This window comes from Crassaminicella indica (assembly GCF_019203185.1).
Lineage (GTDB): Bacteria > Bacillota > Clostridia > Peptostreptococcales > Thermotaleaceae > Crassaminicella > Crassaminicella indica.
Window position 1 is genome coordinate 2,445,916 of sequence record NZ_CP078093.1, and the last position, 21,155, is coordinate 2,467,070.

At 26.1% G+C, this 21,155-nt stretch carries 21 protein-coding genes; all 21 read left to right on the forward strand.

Going from position 1 to position 21,155, the window contains the following annotated elements:
- The first annotated feature begins 96 nt into the window (after positions 1–96).
- The 21 genes from KVH43_RS11635 (at position 97) to KVH43_RS11730 (ending at position 21,109) form a co-directional block, all read left to right on the forward strand.
- Positions 97–555 carry a prepilin-type N-terminal cleavage/methylation domain-containing protein gene (locus KVH43_RS11635; protein ID WP_218282691.1) on the forward strand — a complete coding sequence of 153 codons (459 nt, stop codon included), beginning with the start codon at positions 97–99 and terminating at the stop codon, positions 553–555.
- 147 nt (positions 556–702) lie between these two features.
- Complete coding sequence (locus KVH43_RS11640) at positions 703–1,461, forward strand: prepilin peptidase (RefSeq protein WP_218282692.1); 759 nt, start codon at positions 703–705, stop codon at positions 1,459–1,461.
- A 19-nt stretch (positions 1,462–1,480) separates the two neighbouring features.
- A complete protein-coding gene (gene pilM, locus KVH43_RS11645) occupies positions 1,481–2,539 on the forward strand; it encodes a type IV pilus assembly protein PilM (protein ID WP_218282693.1) in 1,059 nt (352 codons plus the stop codon).
- A gap of 9 nt (positions 2,540–2,548) precedes the next feature.
- Positions 2,549–3,124 carry a PilN domain-containing protein gene (locus KVH43_RS11650; protein WP_218282694.1) on the forward strand — a complete coding sequence of 192 codons (576 nt, stop codon included), beginning with the start codon at positions 2,549–2,551 and terminating at the stop codon, positions 3,122–3,124.
- Positions 3,111–4,370: a hypothetical protein gene (locus tag KVH43_RS11655; protein WP_218282695.1), complete on the forward strand. Its 1,260-nt coding sequence runs from the start codon at positions 3,111–3,113 to the stop codon at positions 4,368–4,370. The genes KVH43_RS11650 and KVH43_RS11655 overlap by 14 nt, the downstream gene beginning before the upstream one ends.
- A 2-nt stretch (positions 4,371–4,372) precedes the next feature.
- Positions 4,373–5,080: a prepilin-type N-terminal cleavage/methylation domain-containing protein gene (locus tag KVH43_RS11660; protein WP_218282696.1), complete on the forward strand. Its 708-nt coding sequence runs from the start codon at positions 4,373–4,375 to the stop codon at positions 5,078–5,080.
- Between the two features lie 12 nt (positions 5,081–5,092).
- Positions 5,093–7,396 carry a pilus assembly PilX N-terminal domain-containing protein gene (locus KVH43_RS11665; RefSeq protein ID WP_218282697.1) on the forward strand — a complete coding sequence of 768 codons (2,304 nt, stop codon included), beginning with the start codon at positions 5,093–5,095 and terminating at the stop codon, positions 7,394–7,396.
- A gap of 20 nt (positions 7,397–7,416) precedes the next feature.
- On the forward strand, positions 7,417–7,992 hold the full coding sequence (locus KVH43_RS11670; RefSeq protein ID WP_218282698.1) for a prepilin-type N-terminal cleavage/methylation domain-containing protein: 576 nt from the start codon (positions 7,417–7,419) through the stop codon (positions 7,990–7,992).
- Positions 7,985–10,975, forward strand: a complete 2,991-nt coding sequence (locus KVH43_RS11675) for a vWA domain-containing protein (RefSeq protein WP_218282699.1) — start codon at positions 7,985–7,987, stop codon at positions 10,973–10,975. Before KVH43_RS11670 ends, KVH43_RS11675 begins: the two co-directional genes overlap by 8 nt.
- Before the next feature lie 146 nt (positions 10,976–11,121).
- A complete protein-coding gene (locus tag KVH43_RS11680) occupies positions 11,122–12,312 on the forward strand; it encodes a type II secretion system F family protein (RefSeq protein ID WP_218282700.1) in 1,191 nt (396 codons plus the stop codon).
- A 13-nt stretch (positions 12,313–12,325) separates the two neighbouring features.
- The gene (pilM, locus tag KVH43_RS11685) at positions 12,326–13,249 is read left to right on the forward strand and encodes a type IV pilus biogenesis protein PilM (RefSeq protein WP_218282701.1); all 924 of its coding nucleotides are present in this window, start codon (positions 12,326–12,328) and stop codon (positions 13,247–13,249) included.
- A 14-nt stretch (positions 13,250–13,263) separates the two neighbouring features.
- Positions 13,264–13,803: a PilN domain-containing protein gene (locus KVH43_RS11690; protein ID WP_218282702.1), complete on the forward strand. Its 540-nt coding sequence runs from the start codon at positions 13,264–13,266 to the stop codon at positions 13,801–13,803.
- Positions 13,804–13,969: 166 nt separating this feature from the next.
- Positions 13,970–14,515, forward strand: a complete 546-nt coding sequence (locus KVH43_RS13310) for a helix-turn-helix domain-containing protein (RefSeq protein ID WP_255547756.1) — start codon at positions 13,970–13,972, stop codon at positions 14,513–14,515.
- The gene (locus KVH43_RS13315) at positions 14,478–15,083 is read left to right on the forward strand and encodes an IS630 family transposase (RefSeq protein WP_255547757.1); all 606 of its coding nucleotides are present in this window, start codon (positions 14,478–14,480) and stop codon (positions 15,081–15,083) included. Before KVH43_RS13310 ends, KVH43_RS13315 begins: the two co-directional genes overlap by 38 nt.
- Before the next feature lie 277 nt (positions 15,084–15,360).
- Positions 15,361–16,200 (forward strand): hypothetical protein, encoded by an 840-nt coding sequence (locus KVH43_RS11700; RefSeq protein WP_218282703.1) that lies wholly within the window; start codon positions 15,361–15,363, stop codon positions 16,198–16,200.
- A gap of 17 nt (positions 16,201–16,217) precedes the next feature.
- The gene (locus KVH43_RS11705; protein ID WP_255547758.1) at positions 16,218–17,828 is read left to right on the forward strand and encodes an S-layer homology domain-containing protein; all 1,611 of its coding nucleotides are present in this window, start codon (positions 16,218–16,220) and stop codon (positions 17,826–17,828) included.
- A 27-nt stretch (positions 17,829–17,855) separates the two neighbouring features.
- Positions 17,856–18,332: a prepilin-type N-terminal cleavage/methylation domain-containing protein gene (locus KVH43_RS11710; RefSeq protein ID WP_218282704.1), complete on the forward strand. Its 477-nt coding sequence runs from the start codon at positions 17,856–17,858 to the stop codon at positions 18,330–18,332.
- Between the two features lie 17 nt (positions 18,333–18,349).
- The gene (locus KVH43_RS11715) at positions 18,350–18,784 is read left to right on the forward strand and encodes a type IV pilus modification PilV family protein (protein ID WP_218282705.1); all 435 of its coding nucleotides are present in this window, start codon (positions 18,350–18,352) and stop codon (positions 18,782–18,784) included.
- Positions 18,785–18,802: 18 nt separating this feature from the next.
- Positions 18,803–19,300: a PilW family protein gene (locus KVH43_RS11720; RefSeq protein ID WP_218282706.1), complete on the forward strand. Its 498-nt coding sequence runs from the start codon at positions 18,803–18,805 to the stop codon at positions 19,298–19,300.
- 10 nt (positions 19,301–19,310) lie between these two features.
- Positions 19,311–19,913 (forward strand): hypothetical protein, encoded by a 603-nt coding sequence (locus KVH43_RS11725; RefSeq protein ID WP_218282707.1) that lies wholly within the window; start codon positions 19,311–19,313, stop codon positions 19,911–19,913.
- A 134-nt stretch (positions 19,914–20,047) separates the two neighbouring features.
- On the forward strand, positions 20,048–21,109 hold the full coding sequence (locus tag KVH43_RS11730) for a M24 family metallopeptidase (RefSeq protein ID WP_218284159.1): 1,062 nt from the start codon (positions 20,048–20,050) through the stop codon (positions 21,107–21,109).
- Positions 21,110–21,155: the final 46 nt, after the last annotated feature.

Below are 21,155 nucleotides of genomic sequence, written 5' to 3' on the forward strand. Positions count from 1 at the left end.
TTTTATCATTTGAAAGGGGGATTGATATAAAAGATTTTATTATATGTTTTATTTTCATATTTCATCATTGATTTTAAATAATAAGGAGGAGAAAAAATGTTTCAAAAAATTAATAAGAGGTTGAAAAACAGGAAAGGTTTTACGTTAGTTGAATTGATTGTTGTTATTGCTGTATTGGGAATTTTGGCTAGTATAGCTGTACCTAAATTTGGTGGCTTTACAGATAAAGCTAAAAATGCAGCTGATGAACAATTAAAAGCAATTATTGAAAAAAGTGTAACTCTATCGTTCGTTTCAAACGATTTTACTGTAGCTGAAAATGGTGGTACTATTACAATTAAAAATGGTACTGGTGATAATAAAACTTTACAATATCAAGTAACAGGTATAACAACAAATAATGTTACAGGTAATGGTGATGAATCAACAAAATTTACAGAATTAATGAATGATTTAATTGATAATAAAACATTACTACAAAATCATGATAATATTTATATTCAAATAGATAAAAATGGAAATATAACAAATTCTGAATTTAACGGAAATAATTAAAAATAATAATTCTGAATTTAACGGAAATAATTAAAAATAATAATTCTGAATTTAACGGAAATAATTAAAAATAATAATTCTGAATTTAACGGAAATAATTAAAAATAATTTATCTAACTTTAATTCATGAAAACGAGGGGGATCAAAATGGTATATATAATAACAATATTTATCATAGGACTACTAATAGGCTCATTCCTAAATGTATGCATCTATCGCATACCAATAGAAAAATCTATTGTCAATCCCCCTTCTCATTGTCCTAAATGCAATACTACCTTAAAACCTTTAGATTTAATACCAGTATTTAGTTTTCTATTTAATAAAGGAAAATGTAGATACTGTGGAGAAAATATTTCTCTACAGTATCCTATCATAGAATTATTCAATGGGCTTATTTATTTATTATTATATCTAAAATATGATTTAACCATTCTTTTTGTAAAATATACAATATTAGCAAGTTTGCTGATTGTTATTTCAGTCATTGACTACAAATTACAAATTATACCTGATGAATGTAACCTATTTGGGTTCATTATATCAGGTGCTTTTATTATATTTAATGATTTTTCAACTATAGCATTGATAAATGCTATATTAGGATTGTTAGTTGGAGGGGGTATCTTCCTTATCATTGCTATTGCAACAAATGGAGCTATGGGGGGAGGAGATATTAAATTGATGGGTGTTTTAGGATTTGCTCTTGGATGGAAATATATTCTTTTAATTACTTTCCTATCCTTTATAATAGGAGCTATCTTATCAATCTTCCTATTATTGCTCAAATTAAAACATCGAAAAGATACTATCCCTTTCGGTCCATTTATAGCTATAGCAGCTTTTATAACTATTCTTTATGGTAATGATATAATAAACTGGTATATATTTAAAATAATCGGATAAATAGCAAAGAGGTGAAAGCTTGTTTAGAAAAAACATAATATCTATAGATATAGGAACATATGCGATAAAGATAATTGTCGGAAAAACACAAAAAAATAATGTGATTATTCATCATGCATTTACAATCCCAACTCCGTCTGAATCCTATAAAAATGGATATATAAAAAACAAAAAGGCATTAAAAGAAGTTATTTATGCTGTTCTATTGAAAAATAAAGTCAAAGCAAAACGAGCTGTATGCACTTTAGATAGTACTACAGCTATTACAAGGGAACTCGTTTTTCCATATGTTAAGCCCGAAGAATTAGGATCAATAGTTCAGCTTGAAATAGAACAATACTTACCTATAAGATTTGATGAATATGTCATTGAATACAAAATATTGGAAGAATTTTCAGAAAATGATATTAAGAAATTAAGAGTATTAATAGCAGCATTACCTAAAGAAATTGTAGAGAGTTACTTATCACTTGTGAATGATCTAGGACTAAAACCTATTGCTTTAGATATTCATGCAAATGCTATTGCTAAAGCTTTTGAAAATAAGTTTGTTATTAATAATGAGAATTACAATTTAGATCAAACTGTTGCGTTGATAGATATAGGATATGAATATATGCATATTGCTGTTATTGATAAAGGAATACTTCGATTTAATCGGCTCATTCAACAAGGTGGAAGAAATGTAGATACAGATATAGCTAATGCTTTTAATCTTTCACTAATAGATGCAGCAAAACGAAAAATTGAGTACGCTAGTTTAAAAAAATCCACACAAGATTATTCATCTGCTAATATGTTAAATGAATTAATACAATCTAATATAAATATATGGGTCCAAGAAATCGAGAAAATATTTCAATATTATACAAGTAGAGCTAGAGGTAATAGAATTGACAAAATATATTTATATGGAGGAAGCTCTAATATTCCAGATCTTTCAACATATATCAGTTCAATAATAAATATCCCTACCTTTAAGATTGATACCATGAGTAATATAAAATTTAAAGAAAGCAATGAACAAATCAATTTGGGAGAATATATAAACACGATCTCCGCATTAATTGGAAGGTAGGTATCACATATGAGAGATATTAACTTTTTTTCATCTTATATAAACGAGAAAAAAATATCTAGAAAAAAATTTTTGTCTACAGCAATCATATTTATAGTTATTAGTCTAATAATATGTGGACTAACTTTTATAAATATATTCAAAGAAAAACAGCTTCAAAATGAAATTATAGCAGTACAAGCTGAATTATCAAATGAAGAAATAGACAAAAAACTAGATATGATTGAAGATAAAAAAAGAAAAATTGAAATATTAACAAAGCATTATGAAATAGTAAAAAAAATCAATACAGAAATAAATAGTATAGATTTGATCAATAGTAATTTATTAGAAACTATTTCTGCTTGTTTACCAAAGGAAATATTCATAAAGGGGATGTCAATGAATACAGATAGTATACAACTCCAGGGAATAGCAAAAAACCGTATTGCTGTAGCAGAGCTTGAGTACAATCTTAAGCAAACTCATATGTTTTATGCAGTACATGTAAATATACTCAGCAATGAATTTAGCAATAGTGATAATTATCAATTTAATATTGAATGTACTTTTTTTAAGGACGTGAAAAATTATGAAACTAACTAATAGAGAAAAGAAAATGCTGATTTTTTTAGTTATAGTAGCATTTGTAGCTGCTTATTATCAGTTTATATATAAACCACAAGCTGAAAATATTATTCAAAAAAATGAAGCATTAGCTACTTTAAATGAAAAAGTAAATATTGTAAAAGAAAAAGTTGTTTCTTATGAAGAATTAGAAAAAAAATACAAGTTTATAAATAGCAAAGATATTCAAGTTAGTGAAAGATTTTTCCCATTTATTATGCAAGAAAAGATTATTACTATTCTAGATAAAATGATAGATAAAACTAGACTAAATGTATCTAGTATATCCTTTTCTAAAATAAAAATTGGTGAAATAAAAAAAGAAAAAGAAATAAAAGAGGAAACCTCCACATTATTAAAAGAAATGGTAAGTGCTTATTTAGGAAAAAAACAAGATAGTACTCAAGCAATACAAACAAAACAAGATAGAAACGAATATGAAATTGCTACAGATAAAATAGAACAAATGAGTGCAACTATTAATTTCAAAGGAACTTATGAGCAATTAACTAATTTTATAAAAGCTATAGAAACTTTTGATAAAAAAATACTTATAGAAAATATTACATTAGCTGCAGAAAATAGAAATGGCAACCTAATAACCGGAAATATGCAACTAAATTTTTATGCCATTCCTAAAATACAGATTGATGAAGAGTATTTTAAATGGAATTACAATAGAGAATATGGAAAAAAGAATCCTTTTACTCCATTCCCTGGATATAAAGATATTATTGAGCATTTCAGTACAACAAATCATATAGATAAAAATATAATGAAAAAAACCGAAAAAGTATATGATTTCATAATGAATATTACATCTCCCTCATCAGATTTGACAACTGTAATCATTGGAAAGACAATGGACGCAGATATGAAAAGTTATGTATATGCAGATAATCCAAATTTTGAAGATGTAGAATTTCAAATAATCCAAGAAGCTGATAAATATTTTTATAAGTATAAAACACAAGCTGAAAGCTATCCAAAGGATTATCAAAATGATAAAATTAAATTTATTCCAAAGGATAAACAAATTAGCCTTAATATTATTACTCATAAAAGAAAAGGTAGTGATGATACTAGTGGAGTAAATCTAACACTCATAAACAAATCCGATTTAAAATTCATTATTGACATTGATGGAGATGATCTTAATAAATCGAGAATAAATATTGTACATCAAGAAGGAAATATTTTTATAAAAAATAGCCTGGAGGACTAATTATGGCTAAATTTTTAAAAGATGAAAATGGCTTAACATTGATTGAAATAATTATAAGTATAGCAATATTAGGAATTATTATTGTTTCATTTTCATCATTATTCGTTTCAACTATTAAGAATAATGTTTCTGCAGAAGAAAAATTGATTGCAAATCAACTAGCTCAAAAATATATTGAAGAAGTAATAGGAAATATAGATGATTACATTAAAGACGGTGATACAACAATACATGAAAATGGAATGATTATTACTATTAAAGAACCTGAAGCTGTTAAAGCTGAAGACTACGAATATGAATCAGGAAGCTTTAACGAAAAAGATTATCTTTATATTTTTAATGTATCTGATTTAGAAGAAAAAGATAAAATTATTATTGAAAATAATGGAATTTATTTGAACTCAGATTCAAATTTTATCAAAGCGATTACATCATATCCCATAAAAATCGGAATAAGATGTAATTCAGAGAAAACCATTAATATAGAAAATAATTCAGAAAAATATGTTAATATCTATAAAATATATTCTGGAATCAAAGATAATAAAATAACAATAAATGTATCAAATGGCGAAGTATATATTTACGATAATATTTATGATAATACTATAGCTAATATTCATAAAAACAGGGTATATAAAATCAAAGTAACTGTAGAGAAAGAAAAAAAAACATTAGTAGAACTAGTTAGATATAAAACTATTGATTAAGGAGTGCCTCATATGATAAAAAAAATATTTACAACAAAAAGAGGATCTGCTCTTATTCTTGTATTAATAGTTCTTACAATATTGAGTATATTAGGAATATCGATATTAACTCTTAGTATGTCAAATTACAAAATAAAAATAACAGATCAGAATGTGAAAACAGCTTTTTATTTAGCAGAATCTGGATTAGAGGAAGCTTATGCAAAAGTAGGCAAAGTAATAGAAGCTGGAATAAACGAAGGGAATAAGAAGGTGAAAGTTGAGTTAGAAAAATTCATAGAAAATGAAAAACAAAAGGAAAAAGACGAAAGCAATTCTTATGATAGTCCGTATATTAAAGATGATGGAAGCATTGACGAAAAATATTTAGAAAAAAATTTAGAAAATGAGATAAATCAATGGTTTAAGGATCAGTATATAGATTATATCAACAAAAACTTAAAAGATTGCCTAAAAGATTATACAGTAGTAGATACGGCTATTGATAAATCTAAGCCTAAAATTAAAATAATCGGCAAACCTATACTTTTTAAAAAAACTATTAAAATCGTAGGGGATCAACCTACTACTGTATACAATAAATATCAGATCACCCTTCATTCAACATTTACACATAAAAAGATCTCTCAAAAAATAAAATGTACTTTTACAATTGATGTCCCCTCATATCATGCACCTTACTATATAAAAAAAATTATGGCTCAAGCAAATGATAATATTTTATGGAAAAAGGCTATTACAACAGAAAAAAACTTATATTTAGAAGGAAACAGTATCAAAATCAAAGGAGATATTTATGCCTTTGGAGGAGAAGAAAAAGAGCATGAAAAAGATAAAAAAGGAATCATTGTAAAAAATAATAACACTATAATAGAAGGAAATGTAGCAACAAATCAATACATCTATCCAAGTGCTGATAATGCTTCTTTAACAATAAAAAATGGGGATATTTATTGTAATACTTTATTTATTCCTTCTAATGCAAAAAACTGTACAGTAATTGTAAATAATGGCTCTGTCAATACAAAGGATGATATAGAGCTAAACGGTAAAGCAGGAAAGATAGAAATATATGGAAGTTACTATGGGTTTTCTGATGGCAGAAATGATCCAGGACATCATAAAAGTAGTAGTATTGTTATTAACAATACAGATATTGGAAATAACTCTTGGCTGAAAATTACAGGAACTCAAGTAGATGACCACGATAAAGATGCTCGTGGACTTATTGGAAATAATTATAGTGAAAACAAACCTGGCGTCGTTATTGCAGGAACTGTCTATATTAGCGATGTAAAAGATTCATCTGGAAAAGATTATCAAACAGGTGAAAGTGTTTCTGTAAAGGGAAATTATATAGCATATAGTAAACATTTAAAATATAATTCTAAACGTGATGAAAGATTTAATCCAGATAATATCATAATTAAATATTTTTCGCCTCTTTTTTTAGCAGATGAATATAAAATTATATCAGAAAATGGAGTTGAAAATGGCGACAAATATGATGTATTTGATAAAAGTAAGTATTTTGAATACTATAATAAGGATTTTGGAGGACTTAATCTTGGAGAAGATAATGGGATCAGCATTAAAAATGTAATACATTCTACAGGGGCATATATTGATAATGGTCATGTGCATTCTAGTATTATTCAAATAGAAAATATTCATTCACTATTAAAATCAAAAGCTGAAGATTATAAATATTACATCAACAAAATGGCTGATCCTAAAATGGTTAGAAGAGCTGGAGATAAAAGAGAGTTTACTGCTCTTAACACAAGAACAAGAATCAATGATATATTTGAGTTTAAAGCTGAAGGGTTGAATATAAATGGAAAACAGTTTGATAATATAAGCAAAATAGACCTTGATACTAATGAACTAGTTTTTATAAACAATAATAAAAATAAATCTATTTCTATTATAGGAAAAAACGCAAAAATATCTAAGGGAGATTATAAAGTAACATTAAAGGATACTAATCTAAATGGCATAATCATTACAAAAGGAGATGTCTATATTACTGGAGAGATAAATTATAGAGGAACAATCATTGCACAAGGGAATATTTATATCCAAGATTATCAACCAAAAACAATTACTTCTGACAGATCATATATTTTAAAAAAAATATACGAAATAAGTCAAATGGATAATGATATAGCAGATCAATTAAAAAACGAGTTTAATAATGAGTGCTCTTTTCTTTATGAATTAGAAATCGGTATTCCAAATGAAGATGATGAAGACAAAGTAAATTCTTTTCTAAAATATGAAAATATTATTGATCTTCATTGGGAAAAGGAATGATAGGGAGCGTATAAAACAAAATGAAATATATATATAAAAACATTAAAGGGTTCACACTGATTGAATTGCTTGTTTCATTGGCTATTTTGGGAATTATCTTATTAACAATATCTTCATTTTTTATATTTAATTATAAAATATTCAACAAAGCAGATAATCAAATTACAGCACAATACGAAGCTCAAATAGGAATAAATAAATTGACAGAAGGTTCTATAAATGCAATAGAAATCTATGAAGATGCACGTAAAGTTATAGAAAATAAAGAAGTAAGAATCATTACATTTAAAACAAAAGAAATGCAAAAAGAAAATGGAAAATACAAAGAAGCGTATCGTTATATACAATTTATTTATGAAATTAAAAATGGAATAATAAAATATGGAGAAGGAAATTCACCAGAGCATATTGATGCTAAACCATATGTTGAACATATTCAATCTTTTCAAATTACATTTATTCATGATAATAATGAATTATACAAAGGGGTTAACATTCAAATTACTAGTGAAGTAAATAATATAAAAGTAGAATTAGAAAACAACATTTATTTTAGAAATGGACCAATAAAAAAAAGGGGGACTGAAAATGATTAAATCAAAAAGCTATCAAAATAAAATTGCATTTATTTTGATTTGTTTTATGCTTTTTTATAATCAGATTAATTTTTTAAGTTATGCAGAAGGCTCTAATATAAATGTAAAAGCTCCTATAAATCTTGTACGTCAATCAGACCATGATAAAATAAAAAGAGGTGAAACCTTTACAATTAACTATAAGCTTCAACCTCAACCGATACCTGCTGAAGATATTTTACCTGAATCTTATTTAAAAAATAAAGAAATTGTTTTAGTTATGGATACTTCAGGGAGTATGAAAGAATATATTGATTTTAACTATAACGATACTCAAATATCACTTCAAGGAATACATGCTGTAAAAAATATAAATATATGGAAAAGATGGTATACATCAGGTTGCTATTTAAATCATTATAGAATGTCTTTTAAAAAACCTCCTGCTGGAGAAAATCAGCATACTAAATATTTTATATTTTATAGTACAGATGAAATAAATACAATTGAGAATTGGATTAAAAATTTAAATACAAATCAATTATATAAGTATATTCAAAAAAATAGAGCGTTTATGATAAACAAAGACCATAGTAAAAATTATATTAAATTTCCAATAAATCTTAAAGATATTACTGGTAATTATTACAATTGTTATTATAATTATCATGTTTATATTGCAACTATTGATACTTCAAAATCTAATCCTGTAATAGGATTAGCCAATGAACAATCGACAGCTCAACCAATTCATAAGGAGATGAAGATCTCTGTAATGAAAAAAGTGACTAAAAATTTTTTAGAAAAATTCAAAAATGATTCTAGGGTAAAAGTTGCTTTGATTCCTTATGCAAGCTATGCAAAAGATATTGTATTTAATAATGATAATTTTGTAAATTTGTCTAGTCCAACACAATATAATAATTTAATAAACAATATTAATAAACTTCAAGCATATGGTGGTACAAATATTGGAGATGGATTACGAAAAGCTTATTATAAATTTTCTGATTCTGATAATATACGTAAATACGTTATATTAATGACAGATGGAGAACCTACATTTCATAGTAGTACTACAAAATTAATATGGAATGGTTGGTTTTATGAACCAGTAGAAGATCAACAATATTTAGGAGATGGAAGCTACCCTAATGATTATGAATATTTTGGTGGAGGAAATCATTCTACATATCGTGATAAAATTTATGCAAATAAAGTCGCAAAAGATTTATTGGTAAATGGTAAACATAAAATTAATTCTTTTATGATCGCATTTAGCAACGATGCAAATGGAGCAGAGTTGAAAAATATTGCAAATAGTGCAAATGGTTATTACAAAAAAGCAGAAGATGGAAATGCTTTAGATGAGGTCTATGAACAATTAGCAGATATAATACAAAGCGACTTTCCAATTCATGGGATACACTATGAAGAAACTTTTCCTAATGGTTTAAAAGTTGTTGACGTTTCTGAAGGGTTAGAAATTAAAGGTCAAAAAGTAATAGGTGATATTGGCAGCATTTCATACAAATTAAATAAAGAAACTAATACCTTTGAAGCAGAGCCTTTTGAATTTTATGTGACGTTAAAAGCAAATAATATTGGAGATTATAAATTAGTCAATAACATTATGCATTATAAAGATATAAACGGAACAGATGAGCAAAAAAAATTCCCATCGTTATCTATTTATGTATATGAAATGGAACCACCAGAAATAAAAGCGCATTTAACAGATGCTGAATCTAATATAAATAAATATAAACTTACAATAGATATAAATGAATCTTCTAAAATAAAAATTATTAATGATAACCATATTATATATACATCTAACAATTATGAAGATCCTAAAGCATTCTCTATTGAAATAAATAAAGCTGATATTGTTGGAAATCATATAATAATTCAAGCTACTGATCAATCAGGAAATATAACTGAAGAAACAGTTCCAATAATTTCTTTGCTCCCATTTGAAATGAATGATTATTTTCATACAGACAATACAAGACCTGTAAAGGTAAAACTAGCAACAGAAAACAATTCAACAATAAAAGAAATAAAAGCAAATGGCAATATTATCGCACAAGAACGACTAACTAATCAAGGTAAATATGAACATATGATCATACTAAATGATGGGAATAATTTGATTAAAATTTTTGTTCAAAATTCATATGGAAATACAGCTACTCTAAGTTTTAATAGAGAAATAGATGCGTGTTCACCAGAATTAGTAGGAATATATGTAGATAATGATTCTAAAATTAAAATTACTTCTAAAGAAGAAATCTTATTTACAACTCTTGAAGTAGATATAAATGGAGATGGTATAATTACAGATGGAAGTATAAATGAAAAAGGAGAACCTACTTTAGATGAAATATTTGGTCCATCAGAAGTAACAATAGTCCCTCTAGACGGTGAATATGGATTTAAAGTTTCTATGCAAGATGCTTGGTATGGAAAAGAGATAATTATTAAAGCTAAAGATACAGCAGGCAATATTGGAGCTGTAAACTTAAAAAATAATAATAAGATTATAAAGCATGGAATTATCTTATTAAATAATAAAAATTTTGAAATAATAGATAAAGCTGATAACAGCATAGATATTGTTAACAAACAAAATACACATATTGGCATTTTATTAAATGTAAGCACACCTGGAAGTAAAATAATGAATTTGAGTTTTAATTTTAAAAAAGCACCTAATATAAATATTGAATCACCAAAATGTTCCCTTTATCAAATTAATGATAATAAATTAGAAAGTATACAAGAAAATATTCGAATTAGTCAATCCACTACAGATAGTTATCATATTCCTCTTTCTATAAATACAGATTCATCAAAATCCTATGTTCTTATATATACACTAAAACCAGATATTCCTGAAGATCAAATAGGAAAAGGTATATGTATAGTTAATCAAGCAGAAATACAAGGCTCTACAAAGAATATAAAATTGTGCATTAAACCTCGTCCAATTATTGAATAATAAAAACTATTAATATTTTCTATTATGCTAAAAATCCACCTTATTTTAAGGTGGATTTTTTATGGATATAAAAGGTCATGTTGTATAATTTATCAAAATTTTGCAAAATCTAATATTGTATAACAAATATGAAAAGAGGAGAATATATGCCTTTTTATAGATATAAAGCTTTGACCCAAAAAGGAAATTATATCATGAATACCTATCAAGCAAATAATAAAAATGAGGTAATTCATATGCTTCAAGCTATGAATTATTACCCTATTTCTATACAAAAAGCCTTCTCTTTACAAATATTTTTTAAAAAAATGAACTCAAAAGAATTATCTATATTTTGCAGACAATTTTATGTATTATTTCATGCTGGAGTAGACATTATAAGATGTTTTCATGCATTAACTCTACAAACAACTAATAAAAATTTAAAGATTATTTTAAAAAGTATTGAAGAATCTCTAAAAAAAGGACAAACTTTAACACTAGCACTAACATATACAAAAGTTTTTCCTCAATTATTCATCAATATGATCCAAGCAGGAGAAATGAGTGGAAAGCTTGATAAGATTTTAAAAAAAATGGCAATACATTATGAAAAGGAAAGCAAGTTTCAAAAAAAGATAGCAACAGCAATGATATATCCCCTAATTTTATGTATAACTTCCATTCTAGTTGTAATTTTTTTATTAACTTATGTAATCCCTTGCTTTATAAATATGTTTGAAAATGCAGGGGTACAATTACCCCTCCCTACTAGAATTCTTTTAATCATCAGTAGCTTATGTATTCATTACTGGTATTTTGGATTTATTTTACTTATTTTTTCAGCATGCTGGCTTTATCGTATTTCAAAAAAGGACAATACACAAATGTTTTTAGATAAGCTAAAATTTAGAATCCCTATAATGAAGAGAATTACACAAATAATAATAAGTATACGCTTTTCAAGAACACTTGCTTTATTACTATCTAGTGGTATTTCCTTGATTTCAGCATTAGAAATTACTAGTAAAGCTGTATCAAATAAATTTGTAGAAAATCAAATAAAAAAATCAATAGAAGAAATTGCTAAAGGAGAAAGTTTAGCAAAATCAGTAAAAGAAATAGGGCTTTTCTCACCTCTTATGATTTCTATGATTGAAATAGGTGAAGAAGCTGGAACTTTAGATAACCTTTTAGATCAAACAGCAGATTTTATGGAGGAAGAAATAGAAAAAATTTTGGAAAAGATATTGCCTATGCTTGAACCCTTATTGATTACAGTTATGGCAATAATCATAGGCTTTATTTTACTAGCTATGGTTATGCCTATATTTGAAATAACAAACACAATTTACTAGGAGGTAATCAAGATTGTTTTTTAAAAGTATTTTATCTATAGATATAGGAAACTATTGGATTAAAATAGTTATAGGAAAAAAACAAAAGCAGCAACTAATCATTGAAAACACTATTTTACTGCCTACTCCACATTTTTCTATACATTGTGGAAAGATATTGGATTTAGAAAAAATAAAAAATACTATTAGTCCTTTTTTGAATAAACAAGAACTTGTAGGAAGAAAGGTTGTTTTTTCATTAGAAAGTCCATCAATGATTAAACGCGAACTCATATTACCTTATACAAAGCAAAAGCATTTTAAAAGAATGCTCTCATATGAAATACAACAACATTTTCCAACTAATTTAGAACAGTATATTATCCAATATAGAAAAATAGAGGACCTTTATGAAGGAAATATAAAAAAGGCTAGGGTTTTAGTAGTTGCACTACCCAAAAAGATTATAAAGGATTACTTAATTCTATCAAAGCAATTAAAAATAATACCTATATGCTTAGAAACCCATGCTAGTGCAATTTCAAAGCTTTTAAATAACAACATACAAATTAATAAACTAATAATTCAAAATAAAACCATATGTTTAATAGATTTAGGTTATGAAAATATCACCATAAAAATTTTTGAAGATGGAATCTATCAACTTAGTCAACTCATAAGCTTGAAAGAAAAAAATATAAAAAACTATAATGCTTGGCTTAATGAAATATCGCGTATTTTAGAATTTTATAACAGCAGAAAAATTGAAAATAAAATAGACAAAATTTATATTTATGGTGGTCATGCCAATGAAAAAAGAATTGTTCAAACCATAAATGATTATTTTCATATACCTGTGAGTAAAATTGAAAAAGTAAACAATATAAAAATAGAAAATACAAATAATTTCGATTTAAGTTTATATTTAAATGCAATAGCTGCGATTATTAGAAAATAAGTAGGTGTATATTTATGAAGCAATTTAACTTTTTTGAACCCTATTTACAGAAGAAGTATAAAAAAATTTTGCACTATACAATTTGTGGAATAACAGTACTTCTTTTTATCTATCCATTTATAAACGTATACTTAATAAACAAAATAAAAAAAGAAGTGATTGCTGTAAATAATATAACCAAGTTATGCGACAAAATAACACCAATAAAAAAACAACAAGAGCAAATAAAAAAAATAAATAAGACACTAAAGGAGCTTAAAAAATTAGATACTTTTATAAAAGAAAAAGATATTATAAATGATTTTTTACTCTATACAATTTATAATAATGTTCCGCAAAACTTATTTTTTAAATCATTTCATATTACTGATGAAAATGTGAAAATAGAAGGAATTGCAAAGGATAAAGTAGCTATTGCTCAGTTTAAATCTAATTTAGAAGAAATTATATATTTTCAAGATATATATATTCCTTCCATATTGAAAAACGAAGAAGGCTATATATTTACTATTTATTTTCATATAGGAGACGAGAAAGAGGATGAGACAAACTAAAAAAATAATACTTGTGTCTTCGATATTAATTATATTATCTGTTATATATTTACATTTAATAATTCAACCTCAATTATAGATAAACAAATTTAATTTCTTGGCTATGCTGCATTTTTAAGTGATTTTTTCCATATCCTAAGAAAAAAGCCCTTAGGAGATGAGATAAATGAGTAGACCAACAATCGTAACAGCAGATCTTCACGGACATTCCATAAAGGAATTGAAAAAATTAAGAAATACCCACAACGTAGCATTAGCACGAAATATACTTACAGCAATTATAATGCTTGCTGAAGGTTATAAAGTTAAAGCAATAGCAGATTTTCTCTTACAATCAGATGTAAATATTTATGTTTATATCAAGCGTTGGAATGCTTTAGGAATAAAGGCACTAGAAGATCGTAGAGGAAAAGTTCCTTCTAATTGTAAAATTACTGCTGAAATGGAAGATGATCTTCTAAAAACAGTTATGCATACTACTCCTAATAATTTTGGTCTATTAGGTCACGTATGGACGGCTCAACTTCTAGCTGACTATCTGTATCAAAACTATGAGGTCAGAGTATGTGCACAAACTATACGTAATATCCTTCACAAAAACAACTTTAGTTTTAAAAGAGCTCAGAAAAAACCAACAAAAGGTGTAAAATCCGAACAGGAAGCCTTTAAAAAAAATGATAGATTTAGTATCTACTGTAGAAAACGACTCTGAAAGTGTTCTATACGTAATGGATGAAACAGGTCTAAGAACCGAATCGGATAATAGGAGAAGTTGGAGCCTTGTGGGGGTATCCCCTATATTAGAAAGTAACGGTTCTCATGAAGGTGTAAATATCATAGGCGCCACAGAAATCACCAAAAATTTTGATACAGTTGCTGATATATACTCAGCTAAACAAAGTATAACCAGCGAGGAAATACAAAGCTTCATGGAATACCTATTAGAGTGTAATCCTAGTAAGAAGGTATATCTTGTTTTAGACAATGCTAGAACACACAACAATGTGAAAATACAAGAGTTTTGGGAGTCAAATAAAGAAAGACTTGTTCTCATCAATACACCTGCTTATTCACCACAACTTAATCCCCAAGAAAATATATGGAACCTGCTCAAAAACAAGATCTTTAATATTGGAGCTAGAGAAAATATAGAAGTGTTGTTTGATGAAATCGCCTCTCTTTATGACCAATTCAATGAAGATAAAGAGCTCATAAAATCTATTGTTTATGGCATAAATTACTATTATAAATTACCCGATATAGGATTATTAGCTGCGTAAATAGTCTTAGAATTTTACCATTATTTGTAATGGATAACTAATCATTAAAAATGGTTTATCTATATACAATAAAAAAATATTAAAAGAAAATATAAAAGCACATAAACTAACAATAAAAAAACAACAACAGCTTCTGTCTTCAAAAAATAAAATAGAAGAAGAATATACCAAGAAAACTATTGAAGTAACTCAATTAAAAAAGAAATTTTTCGAATCTATCCACCAAGAACATATTATTGTTCTATTAGATAAAATACTTCGGGATTCAGCTGTTGAAGTGTCCTCTTTTGATTTTTCAGCATTAAGAAAAGAAGATTCCCTAGACGTTATTACAGTTACCCTACCTTTTCATGCTACTTATGAACATTTTATGCTTTTTTTAAAAAAAATTAGAGAATACAAGAGAAAAATTATAATAAATACGATAAATATTAATAATATGACCAATGAAAAGTTGAGTGGAATTATTATTTTAGATTTTTACAGTTTACATAACGAACAATATAAAGATGAGAATTTTACTGTCCTTTATAAAAATCAAGCTATAAAAGAAAATCCATTTGAACATTTCAAAGCATATGATGAAAAACTAAACAAAAACTGCATAGAAGAAAAAATTACCCATTCAAAGACTATACTAAAAAAACTATTGTATGGATTTGAATCTTCAAATACTATCTTTGTAGGCAATCCCAAAGAAATCACAGGCAAATTATGTAAAGATTACGTAAGTAAAGAAGGTAAATATTCATTAATAATATCATATGATTTTTTTAAACCTCGCAAAAAAAATCAAGGAAATATTTTATTAGATGCAGAAAGGATACTTTTAAAAAAACCAGTTGAGAATATAGGCGTATGGGTATATGCATTTGAAAAGAGCAACCATAAAATAGGTATAGTAATCATCGATGAAAGAGCTAAAAACTATAATATATATTTAACAAATCAAATTAATTGGACAGGATGGAAATATTTAAAATGTAACATACCTTCTGATATTGTATATCCTACTAAATTGCAGCGAATATATGTAGAAAGTTCAGACTTTGATAAAAAACTTTCTGGTAAATTTAGATTTGATGCATTAGAAGCAATATATTTAAATACAAAATGAAAAAGGAGTTGTTTTATTTGAAGAATATAATGATCGTTCTGCTATTTATACTACTTATAGGCCCCTTTAACTCTTTTATTTATGCACAAGATCAATATACTGATCCTTATAATTTAGGAAAGACAATAGGAAAAATTTATGGACAAAAGGATTCAATAAAGTATAAAGCTGCTGATTGGGAAAAAATTTTTAATTTAGAAGTAAAGAATATGAGCATGGAATTAAACTTAAATAATGAAATAGAACAAAAAAATTTTAAAAATGGATTTAAGGATGGATATATGAAAGGTTATAAAAGTTTAACCATAAGTCATTCCTCTGATTGTGAAATAGGTGCTGAACACGGTAAAATATTTGGTACTGCTATAGGAAAAATATATGGTAAAAAAGATTTTTTTGATAATAAAATAATCAATTGGAAAAGACATTGTCCCTCTGATATATGGATTAAAAATAAATATAACCTAGATAAAGATACAAAAGAATATGCAAAAGGCTTTATAGAAGCATACAAAAAATCATATATGGAAAATTATATAACTTCATTTCGTGCTATGAATATAAACTGTAAAAAAGCTTCCCTGGAAAAAGGTATAGTTTATGGTCTTGAAATCGGAAAAATAAATGGAAAAATTTCAGGAAAAATAGATTATGAAGAAAATAAAATAAATGATTGGAAAAATGCATTATTATCTGATGAAAAAATTATAGAGCAATTTTGTTTATTTAAAGAAGCTCCTGAATATAGAATAGGCTTTTTAGTAGGTTATAAGGAAGGTTTTCAAAAAGAATATACAAATGCTTTTCAAATAGCAAATATAAATAGAGCAAAAGAAAATATGAATTATACAAAGATATCTATAGAAGGAGGGAAAATTATTAGTCCTGATGAAACTGTTACACTTTTTATAGAGGAAAATACTATTTATAGACCTTCGTTTTTTAATTTATCCAAAAGAAACTTCCCTTTAAACATAGAAAAATATAAACCATTAACAAACGTTTATGAAGTAATAATTAAAAACTACTCAAATAATGTAAATATAGAAAAACCAATTATTATTAGTTTTAAATATACAGGTCCTACAGCAGGTGGAATTTATCAATATATTCACAACAAATGGGTATACTTATATAGCATAATAGAAAAAGATAGAATTTTTACTGAAATTCCAGCTGGTACTTATTGTGGTGGAATATATGCTGTATTTTTAGATAATAATTATCAAGAATTAGTAGATATATATAATCATTGGGCACAAAAAGAAATTTACACTTTCATTAGAAGAGGTTATATAAAAGGTTATCCAGACAAAACCTTTAAACCTGATCAACATATAACAATAGGTGAATTTTTTACATTAATTAAAAGCATTGATAAAAACAATATTTTAATAGACGAATATATAAAAGACCATAAAAAGCATATAAATGAACCAATAAGCTATAAAAAAGCTGAACAGATTATGCAAAAGTTTACAAAGCTAAAAACATTCAGCTGGGATCATATAGCAGAAAAAATAATGTATGAAAAATTTGCTTGTCCAAGAAGCTATTATGGAAAAAATAATCATATGACAAGGGCAGAAGCTGTATATATGCTATATATATTAGAAAAAAATATATAAGGAGAAATTTTAATAGTATATATGTTAATGAAAAATTTTACTTTTAAAAAAAGAAAGTCGTTAAATAATAAAACAAATGGATTTACTCTCATAGAAATCCTTTTGGTACTATCTATTATTAGTATATTATCACTTATTTCTATCTCTATAAATAATAGCTTATACCATAAAATGTTATTAGAAACAACAGCTAATAAAATAAAAAGTGCTTTGCTATTAGCTCAACAATTAAGTATTGCAGAAACAAACTCTTATTGCTTTGAATTTATAAACAGTACCAACACTATTCGAGTAAGAGAAGCTTTTGTTGGTGGAAAAATAATATTTAAAGAAAAAATAAGTAATCAGCTTTCTATTCAACCATTTTATTTTGATGACGTTACTTATAACAGCGAAGGAAACACAAGCTATCATAAGTTTTATTTAGTCAATAAAAATAATAAAAAAATACAAATTGAAACTATGGTAGGTACAGGAAAAATAAAAATTTCAAAGATATATTAATATAGGATGAATGCTGCATGAAAATATGTATAAATCAAAAAGGATTTACTTTAATAGAAATTTTAATTGCAGTAGTAATCTTAGAACTTATTACGATTGCTACTGCAACTATTTTCCTACATATAAATAAAACGAATATAAAAGCTTCAAAAAACTATGAAATGATTAAAATAGCACAAATTTATATGGAAGAAATAAAGTGTAATCATATAGCTGTAGGTAATAAATACTATTCGATAGAAGCACTTGAAGATAAAGAAATAAAATTTCAAAAGGTTCCATATGCAATAATATTGAAAATTCATCATACTCATTATGATGGACTTTATAAGGTTAATATAGAAGTAAAAGACAAAAAAAATAATATCTACATATTAGAAAATTATATCAATACTTTAAAGAATGATTGTTACGATGAAATTTCAATAAAAAAAGAAGAGCTCGTACCATAAATTCAGAAGGTGATTTTATTGAAAAAATACAATAATCAAGAGGGTTTTACACTAATTGAAGCCTTTGTAGCCTTCACACTAATTTCAATCATTATGACTGCCTTTATATCTTATTTTCTATTTTGTGTAAAAAGTTGCAGCAGACAAATTGAAATACTAAATACTAAAGAAAATATACGCTGTGCTTTAACCTATATAGAAAGAAGTATTAAAATATGTAATCAACAAAAAATCTCTTATCATGATGCTTTAAAAAGGTTTGAAGGAGAAAATCAAAAAGGACATAAAATTTATATTGATTTGAGTGGAAAAAAACAGTATAAAAATCATACTTTGATATATTTTTATAGAAATAAAGGACAATTAAGAACAAATAAAAATGGTGAACATAATATTTTGTTAGATGGAATAAAAGATATTATTGTAACAGAAATTATAAAAAATAAACTCATAGAAATAGAAGTGCTTGGAAATTATAACAAATCAGTAAAAGCAAGATTGAAAATAAATAATTAGGAAGATGAATATGAAAAATTTTTCAAAGAACAGAGGTTCTATTATAATCAATAGCTTTATTATGAGTGCTATTTTATTGGTTTTTCTCGTTTCTACTCTTACATTATTTTTAAATGATTTTTATATTGTTAAATCAAATGAAAACAGTATAAAAGCATATTATCTTGGAGAAGCTGCACTTAATAAAACAGTATTTAAAATAAATAATGCAGCAGACAAAGTTATTAGAAATTATTTACTAGAGTTAAAGAATTATAAAATTAATTATATTAAAAATAAAATTATAGACAAAAATACATACCATCCTCCAGTTTTTTCTACATATTTACAAGCTCATTTATTATCACAAATAGCTTCATTCAATGAGAAAGTAAAAAAACCATTCTCATATTATGCTCATGATCATGCATATAATATAAGAGTAAGCTACAATCTACAAAACAATAGAATTGATATTTTAACTATGGGTATATATAATGGTGCTAAAAAATTTATATATGCTCAAGTCAAGCTTCCTCATGTATGTAATAATGGTGTAGACAAATACAATCTACCTAAAATAAAAATTACACCTATAATACTAGAAGAGTCTTATCTAACTTTCAAACAATAAATTGGTTCTTTATGGATATAATAAGGAAGAAACATACAAAAATTCTACTCAAAATAAAAAAAGTATGTTATGATATTATAGGGTTGTTTACAAATTCTTTGGTGATTTAGTAAAACTCCCTATTAGGAGGGATTATATTGCATCGTCGAATCTATAAATTAAGAGAAATTTTAAAAGAAAAAAAATTAGATGCTGCACTCATTCATAAACCTGAAAACAGAAGATATATCAGCGGTTTTACTGGAACAAGTGGGTATGCTTTAATTACAATGAATAAAGCATTCTTTATTACTGATTTTAGGTATATAGATCAGGCTAAACAAGAGTGTAAGGAATATGATATTGTAAAACATGATAATGAATACAACATTTACTCTATAATTAATGAGTTAAACTTACAGTATTTAGGCTTTGAAGAAGATTTTATAACTTATAATCAGTATAAAGAATTTTCTAAAAAGCTAAATAATACTTTAGTACCTCTTAACGGAGCAATTAACTCTATGAGAAAAATCAAATACGAAGAGGAACTTAAATTTATAGAACAAGCTGCAAACATTGCTGATGAAGCTTTTTTACATATTTGTGAATATATAAAGCCTGGCATAACTGAAAGAGCTGTAGCTTTAGAATTAGAATTTTTTATGAAAAATAAAGGTGCAACTGCTACTTCCTTTGATACAATTGTCGCTTCTGGTATACGTTCGGCATTACCTCATGGAGTAGCATCTAATAAAACATTAGAAAAAGGTGATTTTATTACCATTGATTTCGGATGTATATATAAAGGATACTGCTCAGATATGACAAGAACTATTGTATTAGGAAAAGCTAATGATAAACAAAAAGAGATTTACAATATTGTACTAGAAGCACAGCTAAAAGCTTTAGAAGAGATAAAACCAGGTATAACTGGAAGAGAAGCTGATAAAATAGCAAGAGATTTTATCACTTCTAAAGGATATGGTAAAAACTTTGGCCATGGGTTAGGACATGGTGTTGGACTTGAAATTCATGAAGAACCAAGACTTTCTCCTATTGGAAAAGAATTATTACAAGTTGGAATGGTTGTTACAGATGAGCCAGGGATTTATTTATCAGGTTTTGGAGGAGTAAGGATTGAAGATTTATTGGTAATTACTGAAAATGGTAATCGTGTATTATCTAAATCACCTAAACATTTAATTGAGATTTAATCATAAGCTACTGGTAGTTTTACCAGAAAAATAATAAACTTATTAC

Excerpts from the sequence above, each read along its gene's own strand:
- KVH43_RS11655 (WP_218282695.1), top strand. The coding sequence starts at position 3,111 with ATGAAACTAACTAATAGAGAAAAGAAAATGCTGATTTTTTTAGTTATA.
- KVH43_RS11635 (WP_218282691.1), top strand. The coding sequence starts at position 97 with ATGTTTCAAAAAATTAATAAGAGGTTGAAAAACAGGAAAGGTTTTACG.
- KVH43_RS11665 (WP_218282697.1), top strand. The coding sequence starts at position 5,093 with ATGATAAAAAAAATATTTACAACAAAAAGAGGATCTGCTCTTATTCTT.
- KVH43_RS11675 (WP_218282699.1), top strand. The coding sequence starts at position 7,985 with ATGATTAAATCAAAAAGCTATCAAAATAAAATTGCATTTATTTTGATT.
- KVH43_RS11670 (WP_218282698.1), top strand. The coding sequence starts at position 7,417 with ATGAAATATATATATAAAAACATTAAAGGGTTCACACTGATTGAATTG.
- KVH43_RS11715 (WP_218282705.1), top strand. The coding sequence starts at position 18,350 with ATGAAAATATGTATAAATCAAAAAGGATTTACTTTAATAGAAATTTTA.
- KVH43_RS13315 (WP_255547757.1), top strand. The coding sequence starts at position 14,478 with ATGATAGATTTAGTATCTACTGTAGAAAACGACTCTGAAAGTGTTCTA.
- KVH43_RS11660 (WP_218282696.1), top strand. The coding sequence starts at position 4,373 with ATGGCTAAATTTTTAAAAGATGAAAATGGCTTAACATTGATTGAAATA.
- KVH43_RS11690 (WP_218282702.1), top strand. The coding sequence starts at position 13,264 with ATGAAGCAATTTAACTTTTTTGAACCCTATTTACAGAAGAAGTATAAA.
- KVH43_RS11650 (WP_218282694.1), top strand. The coding sequence starts at position 2,549 with ATGAGAGATATTAACTTTTTTTCATCTTATATAAACGAGAAAAAAATA.
- KVH43_RS11640 (WP_218282692.1), top strand. The coding sequence starts at position 703 with ATGGTATATATAATAACAATATTTATCATAGGACTACTAATAGGCTCA.
- KVH43_RS11725 (WP_218282707.1), top strand. The coding sequence starts at position 19,311 with ATGAAAAATTTTTCAAAGAACAGAGGTTCTATTATAATCAATAGCTTT.
- KVH43_RS13310 (WP_255547756.1), top strand. The coding sequence starts at position 13,970 with ATGAGTAGACCAACAATCGTAACAGCAGATCTTCACGGACATTCCATA.
- KVH43_RS11710 (WP_218282704.1), top strand. The coding sequence starts at position 17,856 with ATGAAAAATTTTACTTTTAAAAAAAGAAAGTCGTTAAATAATAAAACA.
- KVH43_RS11680 (WP_218282700.1), top strand. The coding sequence starts at position 11,122 with ATGCCTTTTTATAGATATAAAGCTTTGACCCAAAAAGGAAATTATATC.